This window comes from Tahibacter amnicola (assembly GCF_025398735.1).
Lineage (GTDB): Bacteria > Pseudomonadota > Gammaproteobacteria > Xanthomonadales > Rhodanobacteraceae > Tahibacter > Tahibacter amnicola.
The window spans coordinates 4,959,783-4,980,701 of the sequence record NZ_CP104694.1 but is presented as its reverse complement, the minus strand read 5'-3'; the positions used below and the strand labels follow the sequence as shown (position 1 = coordinate 4,980,701).

Sequence of the window (20,919 nt, the reverse complement as noted above, 5' to 3'; positions counted from 1 at the left end):
TTACGATTGAACGTGAAATACGTCGCTACTGCGAGCGATGCATCGGTGGGGATTGGAAAGCGGTTGCTCAGAAAGTAGCTCGAATCGGGCAGTGGGAGTTTGAAGACTATCAACCCTGACACATGACGGTTTGAGACTCCGAGTAGGCAAATGGTGCCAACCGCGGTTGAGCCGGTCGTCCTGATGACGCCGCAACAGGCCGCTGCACACACCTACACCGTGCAGTACCGGACGACCGATCGCCTCGGTTCACCGCTGGGCATGCTCGACAAATCCGGCCGCTTCTCCGACGGCACCCGTGGCACTCAGCTCTCCTTCGACATCTTCGGAAAGGCGCGCAATCGCGATTTCAGCCAGCGCACCGGGATGGATGAGGGGCAGACCCTGCTCGAACCGACCACGCACAATGGCTTCACCGGTCACGAGCACATCGGCGCCGCCGACATCATCCACATGAATGGACGTGCCTACGACTACAACCTGGGCCGCTTCCTGTTGGTGGATCCGTTCATTTAGTTCCCGGCGAACTCGCAGAGCCTCAATCCGTATAGCTATATCCTCAACAATCCGTTGAGTGGGACGGATCCTACGGGGTATGAGTGCTCCAAAATGGGTAGCGATACAGGCGCTGACCACATTTCCGATCCGCGCGAGAACCACATGGCGCGAGTTGGCGCGGCGTATGGTATGTCAACGTCCTACGTAGTTGATAACAATGGTGCGTCTGCGTCTGCCAAACTCCCCGCGGGCGGTGGCAGCGGGGGCGGAGGCTTAGGTTCGGTTTCGGGAGCCTTCCGGCCATTTGTCGGGGAGGCGGCGATGAGCAACCGGAGGTTCGAGATGTATGTGTACCGACAGGTCCTGGTGCGCTTGCCACAGTGGCGGGACTGGCGATGCTCTTCTGGATCGGTTGCGCCGGCAGCGGCGCCGTCGATGTGGTAATCCGGATGCACATTGGCCTTGCGCCACCGTCGTCTCTCCTCATCCGGGAAAGTCGTGACGGTAGCGGGTTGTCCCGGAGCTGCTTTACTCCACCAGCCCGGCTACGAAAGACCGGCCCGGTATGCCGTGAAACCTCGGCCCGGCATCACGTGAAATGGTGGCCCGGCATGGTGTGAAACTGTGGCCCGGCTTAGGGTGAAATCCGCATTCATGGCTCCATCCTCTCAAGAGTTGGAGCCTCCGGGAAAGCCGGGGCGGTTCAGACATCCCCATATGAAGTGCCATTAGGAGCGGGAATGAGCATCGAGCAGGCCCTTGAGCGCTTACCTTTCGAACTGTGGGAGGTTCTTGAGTTGGAAGAAGGTAGAAGCGATCAGTTCGCCAGGCTGATTCGGCCGCCAGACGTTGGACCGGACATCGGAATAACGCGCGACGGCAAGTGGGTTTCTATTGCGCGAACAAGTCTTCGCGTCCTTGATGCCGGCCCCTTACGTCAGACTACTTGTCGCCCCGATAGAATCGTACCCCTGGGGCGAAGGACAAGAACGTGGCTCGATACGGAAAGGCGTTTAGGGACCGGGCGGTAGCGCGATTGCTGCCGCCGGAAAGTGCGGACGTGAATGTGGTGTCGCGCGAGATCGGCATCTCGGCGGATACGTTGGAGCGGTGGCGCGCAGAGGCGCTGGCCAGTGGCCAGAAGAACGGCGGTTGGACAGCCGGAGCGCGCTTTGCGGCATTGCTGACGACGGCGGCAATGAGCGAGGAAGAGAAGAACGCGTGGTGCCGGTCGCAAGGGCTGTTTCCGAGCGAATTGGCGCAGTGGCGTGCTGCCGCGACAGGAGCCCTGGAGCGGCCGGACGCTGCACAGCAGGTGCCGTCGGAGCGGCGTCAGGTGAAGGAGCTGGAGCGCGAGCTTCGTCGCAAGGAGAAAGCGTTGGCGGAGACGGCAGCACTGCTGGTTCTGTCAAAAAAACTCGAGGCGATCTTCCCCAAGGACGCGGACGAATGATCGCGATGGAAGATCGCCGTTGGATGGTAGAAGCCATTGATGAGGCGCACTGTAGCGGTGCCCGCCTGAGCGTGGCGTGTTCGCTGGCCGGGATCGACATTCGCACGCTGCAGCGATGGCGCCGCGACGGTGGGTTGGAGACCGGTGACCGTCGCCCGATGGCCGTGCGGCCTGTGCCGGCACATGCACTGACGTCGCAAGAGCGTGCAGCGATTCTGGAGATCGCCAACGAACCACGATTTGCCGCCTTGCCGCCGGCGCAGATCGTCCCGCGACTGGCTGACGAGGGCCGCTATGTCGCCAGCGAATCGAGTTTTCATCGCGTTTTGCGCCATAACCAGCAGACCACACACCGCGGTCGCGCGAAAGCGCCAGAACGGCGCAAAGAGCCGACAACCCATATTGCCACCGCGCCTGGCCAAGTCTGGTGCTGGGACGTGACCTGGTTGCCGTCACGCGTGAAAGGCCAATGGTTCTATCTCTACCTCATCCTGGACATCTACAGCCGGCATATCGTCGGTCATGAGGTTCAGCAGGTCGAATCCGGTGAGCACGCCGCCCACCTGGCTAAACGCGTCGCGCTGGCCGAAGGCGTGCACACGGCACTGAACAAACCCGTCCTGCATGGCGACAATGGTGCCAGCCTGAAGGCAACGACAGTGCTGGCCATGCTGCAATGGCTTGGCATCGCGCCTTCGTACTCACGTCCGCGCGTGAGCAACGACAACGCGTACGCCGAGTCACTGTTCCGAACCGCCAAGTACCGCTCCGGATATCCGCCGGAAGGATTTGGCGACATCCAGGCCGCTCGTCGGTGGGCAGCTGACTTCGTCCATTGGTACAACGGCGAGCATCGGCATAGCGGCATTCAGTTCGTTACGCCAGCCCAACGTCATCGTGGCGAGGACCATGCCATCTTGCGTGCCCGTCACCACCTGTACGAATCGGCGCGAGCACAGAATCCGCGTCGATGGTCTCGCGGTGTTCGCGACTGGTCGCCCACGGGGGCCGTGACGCTCAATCCGGATAAGTTGGTCAATTGATCAAAGCAGGCGACAAGTAGCTTGACGTGTACCGCCGGCGTGCCGTCTACTGCGTGGCTAATACTGCTCGAGCGCAGTTACGCTGGCGTTTGCGATCAGCTTCGGATCAGTGCTGGCGAAGATGCAGGTAGAGAGCTGATCACCAGCCTGCCGTTCGAGACAGCTATTGTTTCTGGCCTGCAGAGTGAGTCGCCCTATTGGATTGACCTCGGATTACGGCGTATTGAAGAAGGGATGTTCAGCTCTCAGTTTGTCGATCCCCTGACGCTATTGATGAATTCGCCACAATTGCCACAACGTATCAGGCATCGCTCTTTGAGAATCCTGGCAGATCACCGGTTGCTTCATTGAGTCAAACCGCTAAGTAAAGGCGGCATCGACAGCTTTCACCGGCGCCAGTGGCAGTATCCGGAGGAAAGGGATATGGCACTTCGTGATGTTCCCTCAACGGTCGTGCGATGGTGGTGGAGACGATAGTTGATCCGGCGGTATTCGCCATCGAATTCGACGACAGAGGTGGCTCCGCTTGTTAGGACAACTTCCCGTCGTTGTTAAGTGAGAGTCTGCGGAGTTACGCGGCCTTCTTTTGCGGCAGCGCAGTGAAGTAGGCGTCGTCCGGCGTGCGTCCGTCAAGAGCACTGTGCGGTCGGCGTTGATTATAGAACGTGAAGTATCGGGTCAAACGCTGCGTTGCCTGGGCGATCGATTCGTAGGCATGTAAGTATACCTCTTCATATTTGACCGTTCGCCAGAGTCGCTCGACGAAGACGTTGTCACGCCATGCGCCTTTGCCGTCCATGCTGATCTGGATGCCGTTTTGCTGTAACAGACCGGTGAAGGATTCGCTGGTGAACTGGCTTCCCTGGTCTGTGTTGAAGATCTCCGGCTTGCCGTGTAGATCAAGCGCTTCCTGCAGCGCATCGATGCAGAAGTCAGTCGTCATCGTGTTGGACAATCGCCACGCCAAGACCCGGCGCGTGTACCAGTCAATTACTGCACAAAGGTATATAAATCCCTTTGCCATTGGAATGTAGCTGATGTCCGTCGACCAGACCTGATTGGGACGATCAACCCTCAATGCGCGCAGCAAATATGGATAGATTCGATGTGCCGGATTGGCCGTGCTCGTACGGGGAGCCTGGTAGAGCGCTGCTATGCCCATCTTGCGCATCAGCGTGGCAATGTGCCGTCGTCCCGCGACATGACCCTCTTGCCGCAGCAGATCACGCAGCATGCGCGCACCGGCGAACGGGTGCTCCAAGTGAAGCTCATCGATCCGGCGCATCAACACCAGGTCGGCAGGCGACGTCGATCGCGGCAGGTAGTACACGCTCGATCGCGATAGGTCCAGTATTTCCGCCTGTCGGCTCACCGGCAGGACATGATCGCGATCGATCATCGCTTGGCGCTCGCATCGTCCAGACGACCGAGCGCGACGGCCAAAAAATCGTTCTCCATCGTCAGCTGGCCGATCTTGGCTTGCAGGGCCTTCACATCCACGGTTGGTGTGGGTTCTCGCTCCTGCGAGCCGCCAAAGGCCTCTGCGGCCTTCTCCAGCAGCTGCGCCTTCCACTGCGTGATCTGATTCGGGTGGACGTCAAATCGCTTGGCCAACTCGGGCAGCGTCCGGTCCCCCTTCAAGGTCGCCAGCGCCACCTTGGCTTTGAACTCTGCCGAGTGCTTCCGGCGGGTACGTTTCATCGATTGCTCCTTTCTGGGCGCCTCGGCGCCTCGTCATTGGAGCAGATTCCCACTTAAGCTGCTGTCCGAAATTGCGGAGCCAGCTCTGACTCCACCCTGGGCTACGTCAGTCCAGAACAGTACGAGCTTCCGGAAGTCGCTTAGAGTGCCTAACAAAACCGTTCAATCGCACGCCAGCAGATCAATGAGCAAGCGAGCAATCCGAAGGCCAGATAGATTTCAGGGCGGCGCTCATACCGGATGCGAAGGCGTTTGAATCGGTTGAGCCAAGCAAACGTTCTTTCGACGACCCAACGATGCTTGCCCAGTCGCTGGCTAGATTCGACGCCTCGCCGAGCGATACGCTGGACGATTCCACGGTGCCGTAACGCGTGTCGGCAATGTTCGTAGTCGTATCCCTTGTCAGCATGAACCTTGTCTGGCCATCGCCGAGGACGCCCTCGAAGACCACCAACCGCAGGTAACGCATTGACTACGGCTTCGAAGCACTTGCTGTCGTGCGTGTTCGCGCCGCTGATGAGGAACGAGAGCGGCGTGCCCCTGGCATCGACCGCAACGTGCCTTTTGCACCCCAACTTTCCTCGATCGGTAGGATTTGGACCGGTTTCCTCCCCGCCCGGGGGGAAGGAACACTCGCTGCATCCACACTCACTCGCGACATGTCGATCTGATCGTAGCTACGCAACCGCCGCAACAGTTCCTTGTGCAATCGATCCCAAACACCGCTCTGCTGCCAGTCTCGCAGCCGTCGCCAGCAGGTCATGCCGGATCCATAGCCTAGCCGGAGCGGCAAATGCTCCCATGGAATCCCCGTCCTCAGGACAAACACGATGCCGTTGATGGCAGCACGATCCGGCACTCTTGGCCGACCACCTTTCGGGCGATCTGGCTCCGGCGGAAGTAGCCGCCGAATCACGTCCCACAGATCGTCCTTGATCTCAAGCTTACTCATCCGTCAGCACTCAACTCTTTGTGGCTGACGCATTGTAGACTACGCGGCGTTTTGTTAGGAACTCTTAGGCCGGTGTCCGGGAAACCGGGGCAAGTTCAGGGTTTATGGATCGCTTACCGAGATCCGACGCCATCGCTTTGCTGGTGAAGCACAACCTTGCAGCGGGGAACGTGCGGTGCGGTGACCGACATCAGTACCTTCGACCAGTCGAATCCGGACGTGGAAACGCCGTTCACTAAGCAGTTGGCGATCTCCTCGGACGGACGCACGATGATCGAGCGTGTGTATGACAACGGCTGGAAGCCCTGGCGCAGTTTCCCGGCGTCGGCGGCGATCGGGCTGGAAGCGATTCGCTCCGATCGGTCCAGTGTTCGAGTCATGCCCCGCCACCGCCTGGGCGCAGCCGGTGCTGTAGTGCGCCGGCGACCGTCGATGAACATCCGTTCATCGTCCGGCGGTGCGGCGCGGAGAATCCGCCAACTTGTTGCGTACTGCCAATTGCCTCCACTTGAGGCCTTTTGGAGTAATGCAATGTTTACCCTGAATACCGGGATTGGCCGCGCTCGCACGCTGGCTGCCGGAATCCTCGCTTGCTTGTCTGCGTCTAGCGTGGCCCATGCTGCGGAGTCGGCTGTCGATCCTGAGCTGTTGTCGCCCAGTGGTGACTTCGGTGCGGCGGGTCTTGGGCGTGGCGATGCGCAGTTTGGCAATGGTGTTCTGACCTTGGTTGCATCGGATCGTTTTGCGGGTGCGATTGAGCACCTGTACTACAACGGTACGGAGTTTATTGACGCTTTTGATCACGGGCGCGGCCTGCAGATGGCGGTGTCGCTGGATCCGGGCCCGGAATGCCTGATGCCAACGGAGGCGGGCAGTGACTTCGATGGCACTGGTCCGACGTCGTCGTCGGTGCTCAATTCGTACCAGGTTGGCCCGGCCAGCTGGGCGACGAGTACCAGTCCCGCGTATTGGCTGACACGCGCCCGACCGCTGCCGTATCCCTGGCAATACTGCACCGACAAGATCGTGTCGCCGGAGATTTTCCGCAAGGAAATCCAGGTCGGTGTGCCGGGGTATCCACAGGTGATCCGGTACATGGCGCATATGCAGTTGGCGGCGGATTATCCGCTGGCCTATGCGGAGCTGCCGACGATCTACCTGCAGGAAAACTTCACGCGGCATTTCCGAATGGATCCCGGCACGGGCGAAACCTGGGAATACCAGAAGATTCACAGCTATCCCACGCATCCGGATCACCCGGCGGAGGAGCACGCGAACACCGTGCTCATTTTCTCCGACGCCAATGGACTGAATGCCATTGCCATGTGGTCGCCCTATGAGTCACGGGGAGGCGACTTCCAGTACCGCGGGCATATGTTCGACTTCTCCGGGCATCATGGGGGATCACCGGCCGAGAACACGTCGAAGCTGACCGTCACCCGCAGCTGGGGCGGAAACGAACCCGCTCTGATCGAGTCCGAGACCTATATCGCCGTCGGCACCCTGGACAAGGTGCGCTGCATGGTGAAGGGCCTCTATGCGGCAAGCCCGACGAATGTATCGCGAGCCTGGCCGGATGTGGCACGTCGCGTAGGGGACCCGCTGCCGCCGGTGGGAACGTGCGGTGCGGTGACCGACATCAGTACCTTCGACCAGTCGAATCCGGACGTGGAAACGCCGTTCACCAAGCAGTTGGCGATCTCCTCGGACGGACGCACGATGATCGAGCGTGTGTATGACAACGGCTGGAAGCCCTGGCGCAGTTTCCCGACGTCGGCGGCGATCGGGCTGGAAGCGATTCGCTCCTTCAGTCAGGGGCCGGATACGGGTCTCAAGCCGAAACAGTTCTTCGTGACGCGTGATGGTAAGACGATCCGTTCGCGCACCTATGTCAATGGTGCATGGGGCCCGCAGGTCGACACGTCCGTCGCCAGCCTGGGCATCCCGAATCTGCAGCGGATCCGCAGTTTTGACCAGACGGGACCGGATCCCGCTATCGGCAACAAGATCAAGCAGATGCTGCTGGCTGACGATGGCAACACGATCTACTACCGCTATTCGACGCCAGGTAGCACGGTATGGACGCCGTGGACGACGGGCTACGCTTCGGGCCTCGGTCTGCCCAGCGCGCCGCCGATCAAGAGCATCAGCCAGGGCAAGACGCCCAATGGCGAGGCCAAGTTCGACGTCCTTTCGGGCGATGGCCGCATGCTCTACACGCGGGTCTATACCAACGGCGTGTGGGGCGCCTGGAAGACGGTTGCCGTCGGTGCGCTGGGGATGTCCGAGTAAGGTGCTGTGCTGAACCCGCGCCACTCGCTTTGCGGCGAGTGGCGCGGGCCGGCGCGACGTGGCTCGATCGCCGGGTGCGTTTTGGAATGCCGTTACATTCTCACGATGTCGCCGTCTGCGAACGTTGCGAATGTCTGTCCGTATGCTGACCACTGCCGATCTGACGGCAATCCACGAAACGCTGACCGCCCATTTTCTCCGCGCGGATGATCCGATCAGTCCGCCGGGCGTGAAATCGCTGCATATGCTGGCGTCTGCGGTGTCGAACAGTGCGAGCGATCGAACTGCGTGGGCCGTGCGATATCGTGGGGTGTGAACCGGCAGCCGCGCTTGACCAGCAGGCGCTGGCGCCGCTGATTGAGCGATATTGGGGTGTTCTCGACCGGCTTGCGCGGGCGTGAGCGCACGTCGAATGCGGCTTTACGTCCGGTCGAGCGGTGACAGCCGGTTGGCGCTATACATCATCCCCGGCCAGGATGTTCGGGGAACAGCGGGCTTTGTCCAGATTTTGGCAAAATGGTCCGCCGAAATCCTGGAAATCGTGCTGGAAGGGACTTCGCACCGCAGTGACAATGGCGCCATTGTGTCCGCACGCGAGGCGGCAGTACGTGACCTATGATCAGCCGTTCGGCAGTACCGTCACCCGCACACGGTGACAGCTACCAGCATCCCTGGATCCATGTGGCGTTGGACTGGGCGCTTCCCGGTGCAGACGGCCACCGTCTGACGGCGGACGACGTGGCCGCCCTGGTTTGTGCGGGCGATGCCGACACTGCCATGCATCGATTCTGGTTTCTCGAAGGTGCGGCGGCCTCGGATGGGATCTGTCATCCCGTTGGTATCAGCGTGATGCGGTATCTCGCCGCGGCCTGGTGGAAGGCATCGTCGGTTGCGCGACCGTACTGCCTGCAGCTGATGGCGCAGCTGGCCATTGGCGAACCGGCAGAAGGTGTTGCCGGCTCGCGCGCACAATGCCTGGCGGAGTTGCGGGGCTGTGCCTGGCAGTTCCTGTCCGGCCTGGAACTGGATCCGGACAACGCGTGGCACTACGTGGACCTGATCGGCGTCCTGGCGCAGGAGTTTTCGGATCTACGGGACGTTGCGTGCACGTACTTATCGCTCGCGGAAGCGCGTGCGTTGGGCGATCTCCGGGCGATGATCCGGAACACGCTGGAAGAGATTCGTACGCGCGAGACGAAACCGCAGGCCCGACCTGCCGTGTGCGATGACGACAGCGTCTGCGAGACTGCCCTTGCGGAGTAGGGTGCGCGGGGCGCGACGCGGATACAACTGAAAAGGCCGGCGCAACCTTCGTTGCGCCGGCCTTTGGCTTTTACAGTCCCGGTGGTGCCGAGAGCAGGGTCAGCGGCACGTTGGTGCGCGCGAACTGGGCTGTGCCCGGGATATTGATGTTGATGGTCACGCGGTTGGCGCCATCGGGTGGATCCGTCCGTGTCGGCGCGGTGAGCTGGAACTGGATCGTGCCGACGTTGCGGGTCTGCGTGGGTGTGGCGGGCGGCGTGCACGTGCGGCAGTAACCGTTGGTGACCTCGGTCAGCGTCATCGTGCCGGTGTTGGCGAGATTGACGTTGCCCGAGGCGATCGCCCAGCGCGAGAAACCGCGGGAGTCGGGGTAATAGAGAATGGCGACGAGCGTGGGTTGCGCAGTGCCGTTCTTGATCGTGACGACCTCCATGCCCCAGCCGGGATCGGCGGTGCCGCCATACCAGTGGCCGGCGAAGTCCGGAGTGGTGTGCGCTTCCGGCTGCACGACGGGCTCGATACACCACTTGGCCGATTCGTTGCGGATCGTCCAGCTCATCACGCCCAGGCGCGGCAGTCCGCTGCGGTCTGGCGTGCGGCACGACGGGGAGCTGGCGGCCTGGTTGAAGTCGATGACCATGTGGCCGGCCGAGCTGGTGTCGAGCTGGCTGCTGTGCGTGCTGGCGTTGTAGACCAGGCGCTGCAGCGAGATGCCGTGGCTTTCCTTGGCACCGATGAAAACGCCGTCGACCAGTCGGCCCAGGCCGATGTACCACTCCGGCGCGCCATTGCTATCGAAGGTGTAGAAGACGACGAAGTAGAGATCGCCGTTCACCGCATCGCGCGAGAAGAGCTGGAAGTCGATGCCATGGCCGTTACGCGTGCGATCGAACCAGTTGCCGCTGATCGGCGCCGTATACGTACGGGCCGGTGCCGCGACGTACGACCAACCCAGCGCGTGCAGCATCGGCAGCGCCAGACCCATCGAGCGGTTGGACTCGCCGCTGTCATAGGCATTCATCAGGTCGCCCGCCTGCACCGTGTGCGACAGCGTCGAGCCCGGCGTGGTGGCACAGGGATCTGAAACGGCATCGCGCTCGCAGGGAGCAAACATCAGCGGGAAGCTGTCGGGTGCGGCCTGGTTGCGATTGGCATTCGCTTCCGAGGCGACGGCTTCGGCGCCAGCCCAACGCAGGCCGTCCTGCGACACGAGTGCCGCGGCACGTTGCGCGTCGGTGACGCTATTGCTGAGGAACGGCGCGTAGGTGCGGTCGGCCGTATTCACGTAGACCAGCTGCTTGTCGAAGATGTCGTCGTATTCCACGCCGGACTGTGTGCTGGCGCGTTCTCCGATAGCACCGTCGGCGTCGTCGACATTGACCAGGCCGACAAAACCCAGGCCGTGAATCAGTTCGTGCATCGATGTGGAGATGAAGTCGATCGAACGCTGCGGCTTGCTGGCGCCGGTGTAGCCGTAATAGAACGGTGCGTTCAGCACGTTGTTCGGCGGATCGAGGTCCGTGTTGAACACGGCCCTGATCTCGGGATCGCCGCACGCGCCGCCCACGGCACCGCATTGCGTGGTACCGGAAAGGCGGACCACTTCGCTGATGGCGTACCAGGTGTACTTGTCGGGCAGCCAGGGCGAGGGAAAGTCCGTGCTGTCGAAGATGAAGTTTGTCGGGCCGGCATAGGCGATGGTGGCGCCTTCCTCCGGGCTGCCGCCCTGGGCTTCCCAGCAGGCGCGCACGCGTACGGCGGAGGGCGACTGCAGCTGTTGCGACAGCAGTTCGCCGGCGCGCATCAGGGCATTGCGGCGCTGTTCGCCGCGGGTGGTGCCGGGGTTGCCGTCGACCGCAGTAACGGGCGTCGTGTCGTTCCAGGGCGCGATGTCGCAATCCGGGCCGGCGCGGTCGAATTCGAATTCCAGGCCGCGGGTGGGAACCGTGGCGCGGAGCGTTGCGGTCAGGCGCACGTTCTGCGCGCTGTTGGCGCCGTTGATGACGGCGAGGTACCAGCGGCCCGCGCGCAGCGGAATCGTGCTGGATTTCTGCACGATCAGCGATTCATCCGCCCCCTGGCTGACGCCGCGGTAATGCGCGTACTGCAGGAACAGGTCGTAATCCGGCGCGGCGCCTGCGGCCGTGCTGTCGGCGAACGGCTGGCCATAGCGCAGCATCACGTCGGTGTCGCCGGCGCCCACGTTGTCCAGGTCGATGGCCAGCTGCTCGGTGCTGGCCGTGACATCGATGTAGTACGTGGTCGAAAAATTGCCCGCCGGAATGGTGAAATTGGCGGACTGTCCGCTCTGCAGGCCGATGGTGGGCGCGGCGAGGGCCACGTTTGACAGCGCGAGCGCGCTGGCCGCAAGGAAGACGCGCTTGTTCATTGGGCGGCCCCGTCAGCGTTGGCGGCCTTGTTCTTGTTCAGCGCAGGATTGGGGATGTCGCGACAGACCTGCCGCAACTGCCCGTCCGGCCCGGGCACCAGGCGTACTTCACTCACTCGCGGTGCCGGCAGGATCTTGTTTTGCGGTTTATGAATCGGACTGGCGTCGGCGTGCAGGGCTGCATCGGCTGGGCGGCCGAGGGGTTCGAAGGTGGGCCCGCCTGCAGCGGAAGCCAGGGACGGAATGGCGGCAGCCATGGCGAGAGGGAGATAACGCATACGGTTCATACAATGTCCAAGGATGGATTCGTTACGTCCGGCGGGCACGGCCCGCGGGCACATCAGCGGCCGCCCGGTGGCCGAGTACATCGATCTTACCGCGCCCGGGCCGGTAACTTCGTTCCAGCGCGGCATGCACGTAGTCGGTGCCCGTGCGGCAGGCCTCGACCAGGTTCCACCCCAGCGCCAGTCCCGCTGCGACGGCTGAGGCGAGCGTGCAACCCGTGCCGTGGCCGCGGCGCGGCAGACGCGAATGGGAGAAAGTGTGGCATTGTCCATCACTGTACAGGCGATCGACCACCGTGCTTCCACCGCGGTGCCCCCCTTGAGTAGCACGGCGTGGGCGCCCGCTGCCAGGAGCTCTTTTGCCGCGCGCTCAATGTCGCGCTCGGTTCGCAGCCGGCGCCCGGTCAGTGCTTCTGCCTCCGGGATATTCGGCGTGATAACGGTGGCCAGGGGGAAAAGGTGATCCCGCACGGCGCTGACGGCACGTTCGTCGAGGAGTCGTGCACCCGTCGTCGAGATCATGACCGGGTCGAGCACGTAGCGAAGATGGCGCACCGGCGCCAGTTCGCCGGCGACGGCGCGGACGATCCTTGACTGGGCAAGCATTCCGGTTTTCACCGCGCCTACCTGGAAGTCGCAAAGCGTCGCCGCGATCTGCGCGACGACGTTTGACGGCGGCACCGTGTGCACGGCGGTGACGCCCCGGGTGTTCTGCGCCGTGATGGCGGTGATGGCGGACAGGCCATGGATGCCAAAGGCGTCGAAGGTCTTCAGGTCGGCCTGGATGCCGGCGCCGCCACCGCTGTCGGATCCGGCGATGGTCAGGGCGGAGAGGGGCGGGACGGCTCGAGGCATCGGGGAGCGTTACAGGGAACGACGATAGGGGGAGGTCAGCATTCCTTTACGTACGGTATCCGGCTGACATTCCTGTCACGGGGAGCGCCCTGGTCACCCAATGTACGCCGCAAAGGTGTGGTGCCGGAGTGTAGCGGGGTGTGGCAGATTAGCAACACGGTCGGGGGCAGACATCACCGCGATCGGCGGAAGACGCCGGAACTATTCGGTTTCCGGGCGTGTTGCGTGCTTGACGCGGTGTTGCGTTATTGCCAAAATCCGCGCCGACAATCACCACAAGCCACGGAAGCCGCACTACCGCTCATGCTACGGGCAAACGCAACAGCAGCGTTCAGGAAATCGATGGGAGCGATCAGTTTTGGCCTGACGCTCCCTTTCTGCGTTGTGTCCCCGTACGCTTTTGCGGAGAGCTACAGTCCGGGCGAATCGGTCATGGTCCGCTGGCACGAATACGCGCGCCAGTCGATCCAGCCCAGCTACTCCTGGGCAGAGCCGGAGGTCGCCGTCGAGGCGCCCGCGCTGCTTGACCTCGTGGGCCATCGCTCCACTGCTTCCGCCTACCTGGCTGTCGGCAACGACGCCGCTGTTGGCGTGAGCCTGCAATCGGGTCTGGTCAGCGGCGTGCCGTCGCGGCAGTCCGATGACCGTACACCGCACCTGATTCCCGAAGTGCGTCCGGGCCTGCACCGCTACATCGTTGCGCCGTCCTATCTGCACGGCTGGGGCACGAGCGGGCACTGGTCGGTTTCCGCGTTGTTTGCTTATCAGCGTTTCGCCAACGCCACGTTCAGTGCCGGCGAAATGACCAACGATGCCGCGCTGGCGGCGACGCCGGCCGGTGAAGTGTCCTATGGACGCGGCGTCCGGCTGGAAATGAGCGATCTGCTGACGCGCCGCCTGCGCTGGAAAGCCAGCTACCAGTCGCGTGTCAATATGGACGCCTTCAGCAGCTACCGTGGCGTCTACGCCGATCCCGGTGATTTTGATATCCCCTCCGCGGCATCGGTAGGCTTTGAATACAGCGTACTGCCGCAGCTCCGGGTCGAACTGTCGGCCGAGCGCGTGATGTACAGCGAGATCCGGGCCTTCACCAGCCCGGGCCTGCCGCGTCGTTTCCTGGCGGCATTGGGCAGCGGCAACAGCCCGCGTTTCGCCTGGGATGATCTGGACGTCTACAGCGCCGGCTTCACCTGGCTGGGCGGGAATGCCGGCGAAGTTGGCCTGCGCTACAGCACGCGCACCCAGCCGGCACCGACATCGAACCTGCTCGACCAGCTGCTGGGTGAGGTTTCCGAATACAGTCTTGATCTGAGCTACGCGTTGGCGACCAGCAACACGGGCGAATTGCGCTTCATGGCGAGCTATGCGCCGGCGCAGTACATGCTGGCGGGTCCGGCGAACTACGCCGCCCGCAATCGGCTGGCCGGCAACGAAATTGAATTTGAAGCGGTGTGGACCACCCGCTTCTGACGACTTCCACGAACCATGGGCTTACGTTCGGGGGCTTTATGCCCCCTTTTTCTTGCCCGCGATCGGGATCGATCGGTGAGCGTTAGCGGCGTCGCGTAGCGAAGAAGCGGGTGGCCCGTGGGCGAGGGGCGGCGCTTTCCGCGCCGCCCGGCAGGGGTGGGTTACAGCCGCTCGGATGCGTAGTCAGCCAGTCGCGAACGCTCGCCGCGGCGAAGCGTGATATGCGCGCTGTGCTGCCATTCCTTGAAGCGGTCGACCGCGTAGGTCAGGCCGGAGGTTGTTTCCGTGAGGTAGGGCGTGTCGATCTGCTCGACGTTGCCCAGGCAGATCATCTTGGTGCCCGGCCCCGCGCGCGTGAGCAACGTCTTCATCTGCTTGGGCGTGAGATTCTGCGCCTCGTCGATGATGACGTAGCGGCTCAGGAAGGTACGTCCGCGCATGAAGTTGAGCGAGCGGATCTTGATCCGGGAAGCCAGCAGGTCATTGGTCGCGGCACGTCCCCAGGCACCACCTTCGCTGGGGCTGGTGAGCACTTCCAGGTTGTCGGTCAGGGCGCCCATCCACGGCGTCATCTTTTCTTCCTCGGTACCCGGAAGGAAGCCGATGTCTTCGCCGACGGAGACCGTTGCGCGGGTCATGATGATTTCGCGATAGCGCTGCTGGTCCATGACTTGTGCGAGGCCTGCTGCCAGTGCCAGCAGTGTCTTGCCGGTGCCGGCGGTGCCGAGGAGGGTGACGAAATCGACGTCGGGATCCATCAGCAGGTTGAGCGCGAAGTTCTGTTCGCGGTTGCGTGCGGTAATGCCCCAGACATTGTGCGAACCGGTGTAGTCGTCCATCAGCCGCAACTTGGCGCGGCCATCGCGCACTTCGATCACGCGCAGTTCCAGCGTGTCGTCGCCATCGGGAATATAGAGGCACTGGTGCGGGAACCATTCCTCGTCCTTGCGCAGCTTGACCTCGTACAGCGTGTGGTTGCGTTCCTGCCAGGACTTCAGGTCTTTCTGATGCTGCGTCCAGAACGTCTCGGGCAGCTCCGTATGGCCGGAATACAGCAGACTGAAATCGTCGAGCGCGCGGTCGTTCTCGTAGTCTTCGGCCGTGATGCCGTAGATCGACGCCTTGATACGAAGATTGATGTCCTTGGTGACCAGTACGACCGGGACGCGTTGATGCTGTTCGCGCAACATCAGGACGGCGGCGAGGATCTGGTTGTCAGCCTTGGTGCGGGTCGTGCTGGATTCGGGCGAGCGAGTCTGGAAATAGAGCCGCCCGACGGATTTGCCGCGATTGAGATTGACGCCTTGCGGCGAGACGAGGTCCAGGCCTTCTTCAATCTTGCGATCGTTGCCGTGAACGATCAGTTCGTTGATGAAGCGGCTGACCTGGCGTGCGTTGCGGGAGACTTCCGACGTACCTTTCTTGGCGTTGTCCAGCTCTTCCAGGACGGTCATCGGAATGAAGACATCGTGTTCCTCGAAGCGGAACAGCGATGTCGGATCGTGCATGAGCACGTTGGTATCGAGTACGTAGATGCGTTTGCCTCGGGTCATGGGGTCGCCTCGGGCGGGGTACAGACAAGTGGAGCGCCGGCGGTAGCCGGAATGCGGATCGTGGGAACGCGCGCCGTGCTCACGCCGGCGGGATGCTTCCGAGCACCTCGGCCGCGTGGCCGGGTACTTTGACGTTGCGCCAGACCTTCGCAATGCGCCCGTCGGGCGCGATCAGGAAGGTGCTGCGGACCACGCCCAGATAGCGCTTGCCGTAGAGCACCTTCTCATGGATCACGTCGAAGGCCTTGCACCAGGCTTCGTCGGCATCGGCAACCAGCGGAAAGTTGAGCGCCTGTTTGGTGGTGAATCCGGCGTGGCTCTTGGCCGAATCGCGTGAAACGCCGATAACGATGGCGTTGCGCTTGGCGAATTCGGGCTTCAGGTCGCGGAAATCCTGGGCCTCGCGGGTGCAGCCGGGGGTGTTGTCCTTGGGGTAGAAGTACACAACAACCCATTGTCCGCGGAATGACGAGAGCGCGAGTGGCGTCGTGTCCGCCGTGGTGCCTTTGAGTGAGGGAGCTTTTGAACCGACTTCAGGCATGCTTAGAACTTCATCGGGTCCATGATGGCGTCAAGATTCAGGCCGTCGCAGAACTCCAGGAAATCATCGCGCAAGGCGGCGATATGGGTCGTGGCGGGAATCCCGACGGTGACCTGGGCGGAAAACATGTCCGCGCCGGTCTGCATGGCGCGGTACCGGGTGGAGTGGAGCTGTTCGATCGTAATGCCGCGGCGGCCAAAGAACTCCGCCAGCTGGTGGAGGATGCCCGGCCGGTCAGCCGCGATCACTTCCACGACGTAGGGCAGCAGGGTGTTCTGCACCGGTTTCGGGCCGGTACGGAAATGCATGATGCGCAGGTTTTCGCCGCGTTCGAGCTTGTTCAGCGCATTTTCGAGCTTGGCAATCGCATCCCAGGGCCCGACCGCCAGCGCCAGCACGGAAACGTCGGCACCGAGCGTGGAGACACGTGCATCGACCAGGTTGCAGCCGCACTCGGTAATACGTCGCGTCACGGCCACCAGCGGTGACTCGGGCTGGGGCGCAAAGGCGCTGATCAGTAGGAAATTCTCGTTCGCCGTCGGGCGGGGGGCGGGTTCGGTAAGGGCGGATTTACCTGCTTGCTTCACGGTCCGTGCGTCGCCTGGAGGTTAGGCCGACCCGCGCCGGCATGGGGCCGAGAATACTTGCCACGTCAGGGGGCCGCAAGTAACATCCGCCGCTCTTTGGCCAGCGGACTTCGCACCTTGAAATTCTCGGGCAGCATCTGTGCGTTAGCCACGCCGTTTGGCGCGGACGACGCGCTCGACCTGGATGCCTTCGGGCGTCTGATCGAGTTCCAGATTGCCGGAGGAACCGCCGCCGTCGTGGTCGCCGGCTCGACAGGTGAAGCGCATGCACTGGATGAGGCGGAATACGAGCGTCTGCTGACGTTCGCTGTTAGCCAGGTGCGTGGCCGCATTCCCGTCATCGCGGGCACCGGCGGTGCCAATACCCGCAAGACGGTCGCCACCACCCAGCGTGCAAAAGCCTGTGGGGCGAATGCTGCCCTGGTCGTCACTCCCTATTATGTGCGTCCTACCCAGGAAGGGCTGGTGCGCCATTACGAGCAGGTGGCCGAACTGGGTGGCTTGCCGGTGATTCTCTATAACGTGCCCGGCCGTACGGCCTGCGACATGCAGCCACAGACCGTGGCGGCCCTGGCGCCGGATCCGCGTGTGGTCGGCATCAAGGAAGCCGTTGCCGATGCCGCCCGCATGCGCGACTTGATCGCCCTGCGTTCGGACGGGTTCAGCGTGTTGTCCGGCGACGACAGTACCGCCTTGCGCAGCCTGCTCGACGGCGCCGACGGTGTGATTTCGGTGGCCAACAACGTGGCACCGCGACTGTTCCACGCTATGTGTGACGCGGCCGTTCGCGGGAATCGCGCCCAGGCCGAGGCGTTCGGGGCGCGGCTGGACGCGCTGTTCGATGCGCTGGGCTGGGAATCCAACCCAATCCCGTTGAAATGGGCACTGGGCGAGCTCGGACTGGGCACCGCCCGGGTCCGTCTCCCGTTGACCTCCCTGAGCCTGCCCCACCGCGAACCCTTGCGTGAGCTGGTTCGAAGCCTGCAAGATGCCGCCGTTTGAGGTGCGCGTCGCGCAGCCTGTCTCCAATTTCGATGAAGGTCTTTCCGTGAACTCAAAGTCCGCGATCCGCTCGGTGTTGCTCGTTGCGTTGGTTCCGCTGGTCCTGGGCGGGTGCAACCTGTTCAAGTCGCGGTCGGATTGGGACAAAGCCGTCGAGGCGCGTCCGCTGGAAGTGCCGCCGGATCTGGAAACCCCGGCCACCAGCAGCGAATTGATCGTGCCCGAAGGCCGCGGCGGCGCCGCCTCCGACACTGCGGCTCGCCGCGCGGCGGGCTCGACCAGCGTCGGCATCGACGGCCTGCACGTGAACGACACGGTCGACAGCGCCTGGCAGCGGATTGGCAAGGCCCTGGAACGTGCCAATCTTGGCGACATCGCCAAGCGGGACGAGTCGCTCCACACGTACGAAGTGAATGTGAAAGTCACCCGGACGACGGGCGATGACGGCGGGTTCTTCAAGCGTCTGTTCACGCGCAAGCGCGTGGAGACGTCGGTTCAGAAGGTCAGTGTCGGTGTCAGCAGTGACGGCGACGGTAGCCGCGTCAGTGTCAGCGGCGACGGTGCGGCGGTGCAGAAGGTGGTAGCGCTGTTGCGCGAGCGGCTCGGTTGAGCCGCTTCACCCCGGATTCGGCAGTAAACTAACGTTGGAGCTGTGCGAGCTTGCCCGGTTTGCCGTCCCATTCCTTGGCGTCGGCGGGCGGTTCGAGCCGTTCGGTCAGGACGGGCCAGGTCTTCGCCAGCTCGGCATTGAGCGCGATGAAATGCTCCTGACCGCCGGGGACGTCGTCCTCCGGATAGATGGCGTTAGCCGGGCATTCCGGTTCGCACAGGGTGCAGTCAATGCACTCTTCCGGATCGATCACGAGGAAGTTCGGGCCGGCGTGGAAGCAGTCCACCGGACATACTTCGACGCAGTCCGTGTACTTGCACTTGATGCAGTTTTCGGTGACAACGAAGGGCATGCGAGATCGGGTCTGCGCGAGAGGATAAAGGGAGTAAAGTGGCGCTCCCTACGAGGTTCGAACTCGTGTTCCCGCCTTGAGAGGGCGGTGTCCTAGGCCACTAGACGAAGGGAGCGCTTCGAGGATCAAGCGTGCGAAGTATAACGGAATTCATTCGTCGGGCAATTCCTCTGGGAAGACGCCGGACACCCGAAAAAACGGCCGAACCGACACCGGTGATTGAGCCGGCGAAGCCGACGTTGCGCGTCATTCCGCGTGAACAGCACGGTATCTCGCGGCGAAATATCAGCAACGGCGCGCTGCGTGTTCTGTATCGCCTGAACGAGGCGGGCTATGACGCCTTTCTCGTGGGCGGTGCCGTGCGTGACCTGTTGCTGGGCGGACACCCCAAAGATTTCGATATCGCGACGAATGCAACACCCGAACAGGTGCGCGGCCTGTTCCGCAATTGCCGCCTGATCGGGCGCCGGTTCCGCCTGGCGCACGTCGTGTTCGGGCAGGAAATCGTCGAAGTGGCGACGTTCCGTGGAACCGGCGAGGAAGGCAATGTCGACCGGCATGTGGTCGATGGCCGCATCGTCCGTGACAACGTCTACGGCACGATCGAAGAAGACGCGATCCGTCGTGATTTCCGCGTCAATGCGCTGTATTACAACATTGCAGATTTCAGCGTCCGCGACTATGTGGGCGGCATGGAGGATCTCGACAAGAAGGTCCTTCATCTGATCGGTGATCCGGACCAGCGTTACCGGGAAGATCCGGTGCGGATGCTGCGCGCCGTCCGGCTGGCGGCAAAGTTGGGTTTCTCCATCGACCAGACGGCCCAGCAGCCTTTCGCCCACCTGGGCCAGTTGCTGTGCGATGCCGCGCCGGCGCGGCTGTTTGATGAGTCACTGAAGCTGTTTCTGGCCGGTCACGGTCAGGCCAGTTTCCGGGAGCTGGACCGGTCCGGCCTGCTTGGCTTTGTTTTCCCGGCCACCGCCGCGGCGCTGCGCCACAGCGATGGCGCCGAGTTCCGGGCGCTGGTGGAGTGGGGACTCAAGAACACTGACCAGCGGGTCAAGGCGGAAAAGTCCGTCACGCCGGCTTTCCTGTTCGCGGTGTTGTTGTGGGGCGCCGTGCGCGAGCGTGTCGAACGCGGCATCAGCTCGGGCATGGACCCGGCAGCCGCGTGGGCGAACGCTGGTGGCTCGGTGATCGCCGAGCAGTCGGCGCGGGTTGCGATTCCGCGACGGTTCTCGCTGGTGATGGAGGAAATCTGGTCGCTGCAGCCGCGCTTCGAGCTACGTATGAAGAAGCGCGTGTTCCGTTTGCTCGCGCATCCGCGTTTCCGTGCCGCATACGATTTCCTCGTCGTGCGCGCCCAGGCCGACAACTCGCTCAAGCCATTGGTGGAGTGGTGGGGGCAGGCGCATGCGGCGCAACCGGACGCGCTCGACGAGATGCTCAACCAGGCAGCGCAGCCTGCCGCGGCCTTGCCCAAGGCCGGCGCACCGAAGAAGCGCCGGCGTCGGCGCCGGAAAAAGGCGCCCGGCGGTGGATCGGGTGACGCACCCGAGGCGACGTGACGCTTGCCTATATTGGCGTTGGCAGCAATGTCGGGGATTCGCGGCGCATCGTCGATGAGGCCGCGATCCGCCTGGCTGCTTTCGCACGCGATGGGCGCGTACGGGCAGCGGGGCATTATCTGACGCCGCCCTGGGGGCGATCGGATCAACCGGATTTCATCAACACGGTAGTGGAGATCGACACCGATCTGGCTGCGGCGGATCTGCTCGCGGTGCTGCTGAAGGTGGAGCAGGCCGCCGGTCGCGTGCGCGACGGAGGCCGCTGGGGGCCGCGCGCCCTGGATCTCGATGTGTTGCTCTACGGTGACTGCGTACTCTCCGAGCCCGGTCTTGTCGTGCCCCACCCGCACCTGGCGGAACGCGCGTTTGTGCTGCTGCCCCTGGCGGAACTGGCGGCTGACCGGCAGGTCCCCGGTCTGGGACGCGTTGCGGACCTGCTGGCCCGGGTCGATACCACGGGCTGCCGGCGTCTGGACAATGTGCCTTGAGTGCAGTGCGTCTCAGCC

At 62.9% G+C, this 20,919-nt stretch carries 21 protein-coding genes, 1 tRNA gene and 1 pseudogene; 12 read left to right on the top strand and 11 right to left on the bottom strand.

Annotated elements, in window-relative coordinates; translation table 11 throughout:
• The first annotated feature begins 5 nt into the window (after nt 1-5).
• The 4 genes from N4264_RS25915 to N4264_RS19525 all read left to right on the top strand — a co-directional run bounded on the left by N4264_RS25915 (nt 6) and on the right by N4264_RS19525 (nt 3,345).
• Nucleotides 6-119, top strand: coding sequence for an Imm8 family immunity protein (locus N4264_RS25915; protein WP_425508353.1), 114 nt, complete (start codon nt 6-8; stop codon nt 117-119).
• A gap of 64 nt (nt 120-183) precedes the next feature.
• Nucleotides 184-516, top strand: coding sequence for an RHS repeat-associated core domain-containing protein (locus N4264_RS19535; protein WP_261693910.1), 333 nt, complete (start codon nt 184-186; stop codon nt 514-516).
• A gap of 973 nt (nt 517-1,489) precedes the next feature.
• A protein-coding gene (locus N4264_RS19530; RefSeq protein WP_261693909.1) for an IS3 family transposase occupies nt 1,490-2,994 on the top strand; the annotation gives its coding sequence in 2 pieces (ribosomal slippage) (nt 1,490-1,916 and nt 1,916-2,994; 1,506 coding nt in all).
• A gap of 21 nt (nt 2,995-3,015) precedes the next feature.
• The gene (locus N4264_RS19525; protein WP_261693908.1) at nt 3,016-3,345 is read left to right on the top strand and encodes a hypothetical protein; all 330 of its coding nucleotides are present in this window, start codon (nt 3,016-3,018) and stop codon (nt 3,343-3,345) included.
• Between the two features lie 220 nt (nt 3,346-3,565).
• On the opposite strand, the gene N4264_RS19520 is transcribed toward N4264_RS19525, so the two are convergent.
• From N4264_RS19520 to N4264_RS19510, 3 genes are all read right to left on the bottom strand, one after another.
• Nucleotides 3,566-4,695 (bottom strand): IS3 family transposase gene (locus N4264_RS19520; RefSeq protein WP_261693907.1). Its coding sequence is split into 2 segments (ribosomal slippage): nt 3,566-4,434 and nt 4,434-4,695, totalling 1,131 coding nucleotides; the frame shifts between segments, so codons are not numbered across the junction.
• Between the two features lie 149 nt (nt 4,696-4,844).
• A protein-coding gene (locus tag N4264_RS19515; protein WP_261692958.1) for an IS5 family transposase occupies nt 4,845-5,647 on the bottom strand; the annotation gives its coding sequence in 2 pieces (ribosomal slippage) (nt 4,845-5,320 and nt 5,320-5,647; 804 coding nt in all).
• Nucleotides 5,648-5,760: 113 nt separating this feature from the next.
• Complete coding sequence (locus N4264_RS19510) at nt 5,761-6,027, bottom strand: hypothetical protein (protein ID WP_261693906.1); 267 nt, start codon at nt 6,025-6,027, stop codon at nt 5,761-5,763.
• A 151-nt stretch (nt 6,028-6,178) separates the two neighbouring features.
• Between N4264_RS19510 and N4264_RS19505 the strand changes: the two genes are divergently transcribed.
• From N4264_RS19505 to N4264_RS19495, 3 genes are all read left to right on the top strand, one after another.
• Complete coding sequence (locus N4264_RS19505) at nt 6,179-7,939, top strand: hypothetical protein (protein ID WP_261693905.1); 1,761 nt, start codon at nt 6,179-6,181, stop codon at nt 7,937-7,939.
• Between the two features lie 142 nt (nt 7,940-8,081).
• The gene (locus tag N4264_RS19500) at nt 8,082-8,255 is read left to right on the top strand and encodes a hypothetical protein (protein ID WP_261693904.1); all 174 of its coding nucleotides are present in this window, start codon (nt 8,082-8,084) and stop codon (nt 8,253-8,255) included.
• Between the two features lie 299 nt (nt 8,256-8,554).
• Nucleotides 8,555-9,202 (top strand): hypothetical protein, encoded by a 648-nt coding sequence (locus tag N4264_RS19495; RefSeq protein WP_261693903.1) that lies wholly within the window; start codon nt 8,555-8,557, stop codon nt 9,200-9,202.
• Between the two features lie 70 nt (nt 9,203-9,272).
• On the opposite strand, the gene N4264_RS19490 is transcribed toward N4264_RS19495, so the two are convergent.
• The 3 genes and pseudogenes from N4264_RS19490 to thiD form a co-directional block, all read right to left on the bottom strand.
• Nucleotides 9,273-11,591, bottom strand: a complete 2,319-nt coding sequence (locus N4264_RS19490; protein ID WP_261693902.1) for a hypothetical protein — start codon at nt 11,589-11,591, stop codon at nt 9,273-9,275.
• On the bottom strand, nt 11,588-11,848 hold the full coding sequence (locus N4264_RS19485) for a hypothetical protein (protein ID WP_261693901.1): 261 nt from the start codon (nt 11,846-11,848) through the stop codon (nt 11,588-11,590). Before N4264_RS19485 ends, N4264_RS19490 begins: the two co-directional genes overlap by 4 nt.
• 52 nt (nt 11,849-11,900) lie before the next feature.
• A pseudogene (gene thiD / locus N4264_RS19480) lies at nt 11,901-12,730 on the bottom strand (bifunctional hydroxymethylpyrimidine kinase/phosphomethylpyrimidine kinase).
• Nucleotides 12,731-13,162: 432 nt separating this feature from the next.
• Between thiD and N4264_RS19475 the strand changes: the two are divergent.
• Nucleotides 13,163-14,200 (top strand): hypothetical protein, encoded by a 1,038-nt coding sequence (locus tag N4264_RS19475; RefSeq protein WP_261693900.1) that lies wholly within the window; start codon nt 13,163-13,165, stop codon nt 14,198-14,200.
• A gap of 161 nt (nt 14,201-14,361) precedes the next feature.
• On the opposite strand, the gene N4264_RS19470 is transcribed toward N4264_RS19475, so the two are convergent.
• The 3 genes from N4264_RS19470 to N4264_RS19460 all read right to left on the bottom strand — a co-directional run bounded on the left by N4264_RS19470 (nt 14,362) and on the right by N4264_RS19460 (nt 16,881).
• Entirely contained in the window at nt 14,362-15,753 is a 1,392-nt protein-coding gene (locus N4264_RS19470; protein ID WP_261693899.1) for a PhoH family protein, read from the bottom strand.
• A gap of 79 nt (nt 15,754-15,832) precedes the next feature.
• The gene (locus N4264_RS19465; protein WP_261693898.1) at nt 15,833-16,294 is read right to left on the bottom strand and encodes a peroxiredoxin; all 462 of its coding nucleotides are present in this window, start codon (nt 16,292-16,294) and stop codon (nt 15,833-15,835) included.
• A 2-nt stretch (nt 16,295-16,296) separates the two neighbouring features.
• Nucleotides 16,297-16,881 carry a glycine cleavage system transcriptional repressor gene (locus N4264_RS19460; protein WP_261693897.1) on the bottom strand — a complete coding sequence of 195 codons (585 nt, stop codon included), beginning with the start codon at nt 16,879-16,881 and terminating at the stop codon, nt 16,297-16,299.
• Nucleotides 16,882-16,998: 117 nt separating this feature from the next.
• On the opposite strand from N4264_RS19460, the gene dapA reads away from it, so the two are divergent.
• Together dapA and N4264_RS19450 are read left to right on the top strand one after the other, a co-directional pair.
• Nucleotides 16,999-17,883 (top strand): 4-hydroxy-tetrahydrodipicolinate synthase, encoded by an 885-nt coding sequence (dapA, locus tag N4264_RS19455; RefSeq protein ID WP_261693896.1) that lies wholly within the window; start codon nt 16,999-17,001, stop codon nt 17,881-17,883.
• Nucleotides 17,846-18,493 carry a hypothetical protein gene (locus N4264_RS19450; RefSeq protein WP_261693895.1) on the top strand — a complete coding sequence of 216 codons (648 nt, stop codon included), beginning with the start codon at nt 17,846-17,848 and terminating at the stop codon, nt 18,491-18,493. The genes dapA and N4264_RS19450 overlap by 38 nt, the downstream gene beginning before the upstream one ends.
• Before the next feature lie 28 nt (nt 18,494-18,521).
• Here N4264_RS19450 and fdxA read toward each other — a convergent pair whose 3' ends face one another.
• Both fdxA and N4264_RS19440 read right to left on the bottom strand, forming a co-directional pair.
• Nucleotides 18,522-18,845 (bottom strand): ferredoxin FdxA, encoded by a 324-nt coding sequence (fdxA, locus tag N4264_RS19445; protein ID WP_261693894.1) that lies wholly within the window; start codon nt 18,843-18,845, stop codon nt 18,522-18,524.
• 39 nt (nt 18,846-18,884) lie between these two features.
• Nucleotides 18,885-18,960 (bottom strand) — tRNA-Glu (locus N4264_RS19440).
• Nucleotides 18,961-19,060: 100 nt separating this feature from the next.
• Here N4264_RS19440 and pcnB point away from each other — a divergent pair.
• A complete protein-coding gene (gene pcnB / locus N4264_RS19435; protein WP_261693893.1) occupies nt 19,061-20,413 on the top strand; it encodes a polynucleotide adenylyltransferase PcnB in 1,353 nt (450 codons plus the stop codon).
• Nucleotides 20,410-20,901, top strand: coding sequence for a 2-amino-4-hydroxy-6-hydroxymethyldihydropteridine diphosphokinase (gene folK, locus N4264_RS19430; protein ID WP_261693892.1), 492 nt, complete (start codon nt 20,410-20,412; stop codon nt 20,899-20,901). The genes pcnB and folK overlap by 4 nt, the downstream gene beginning before the upstream one ends.
• Nucleotides 20,902-20,919 lie beyond the last annotated feature (18 nt).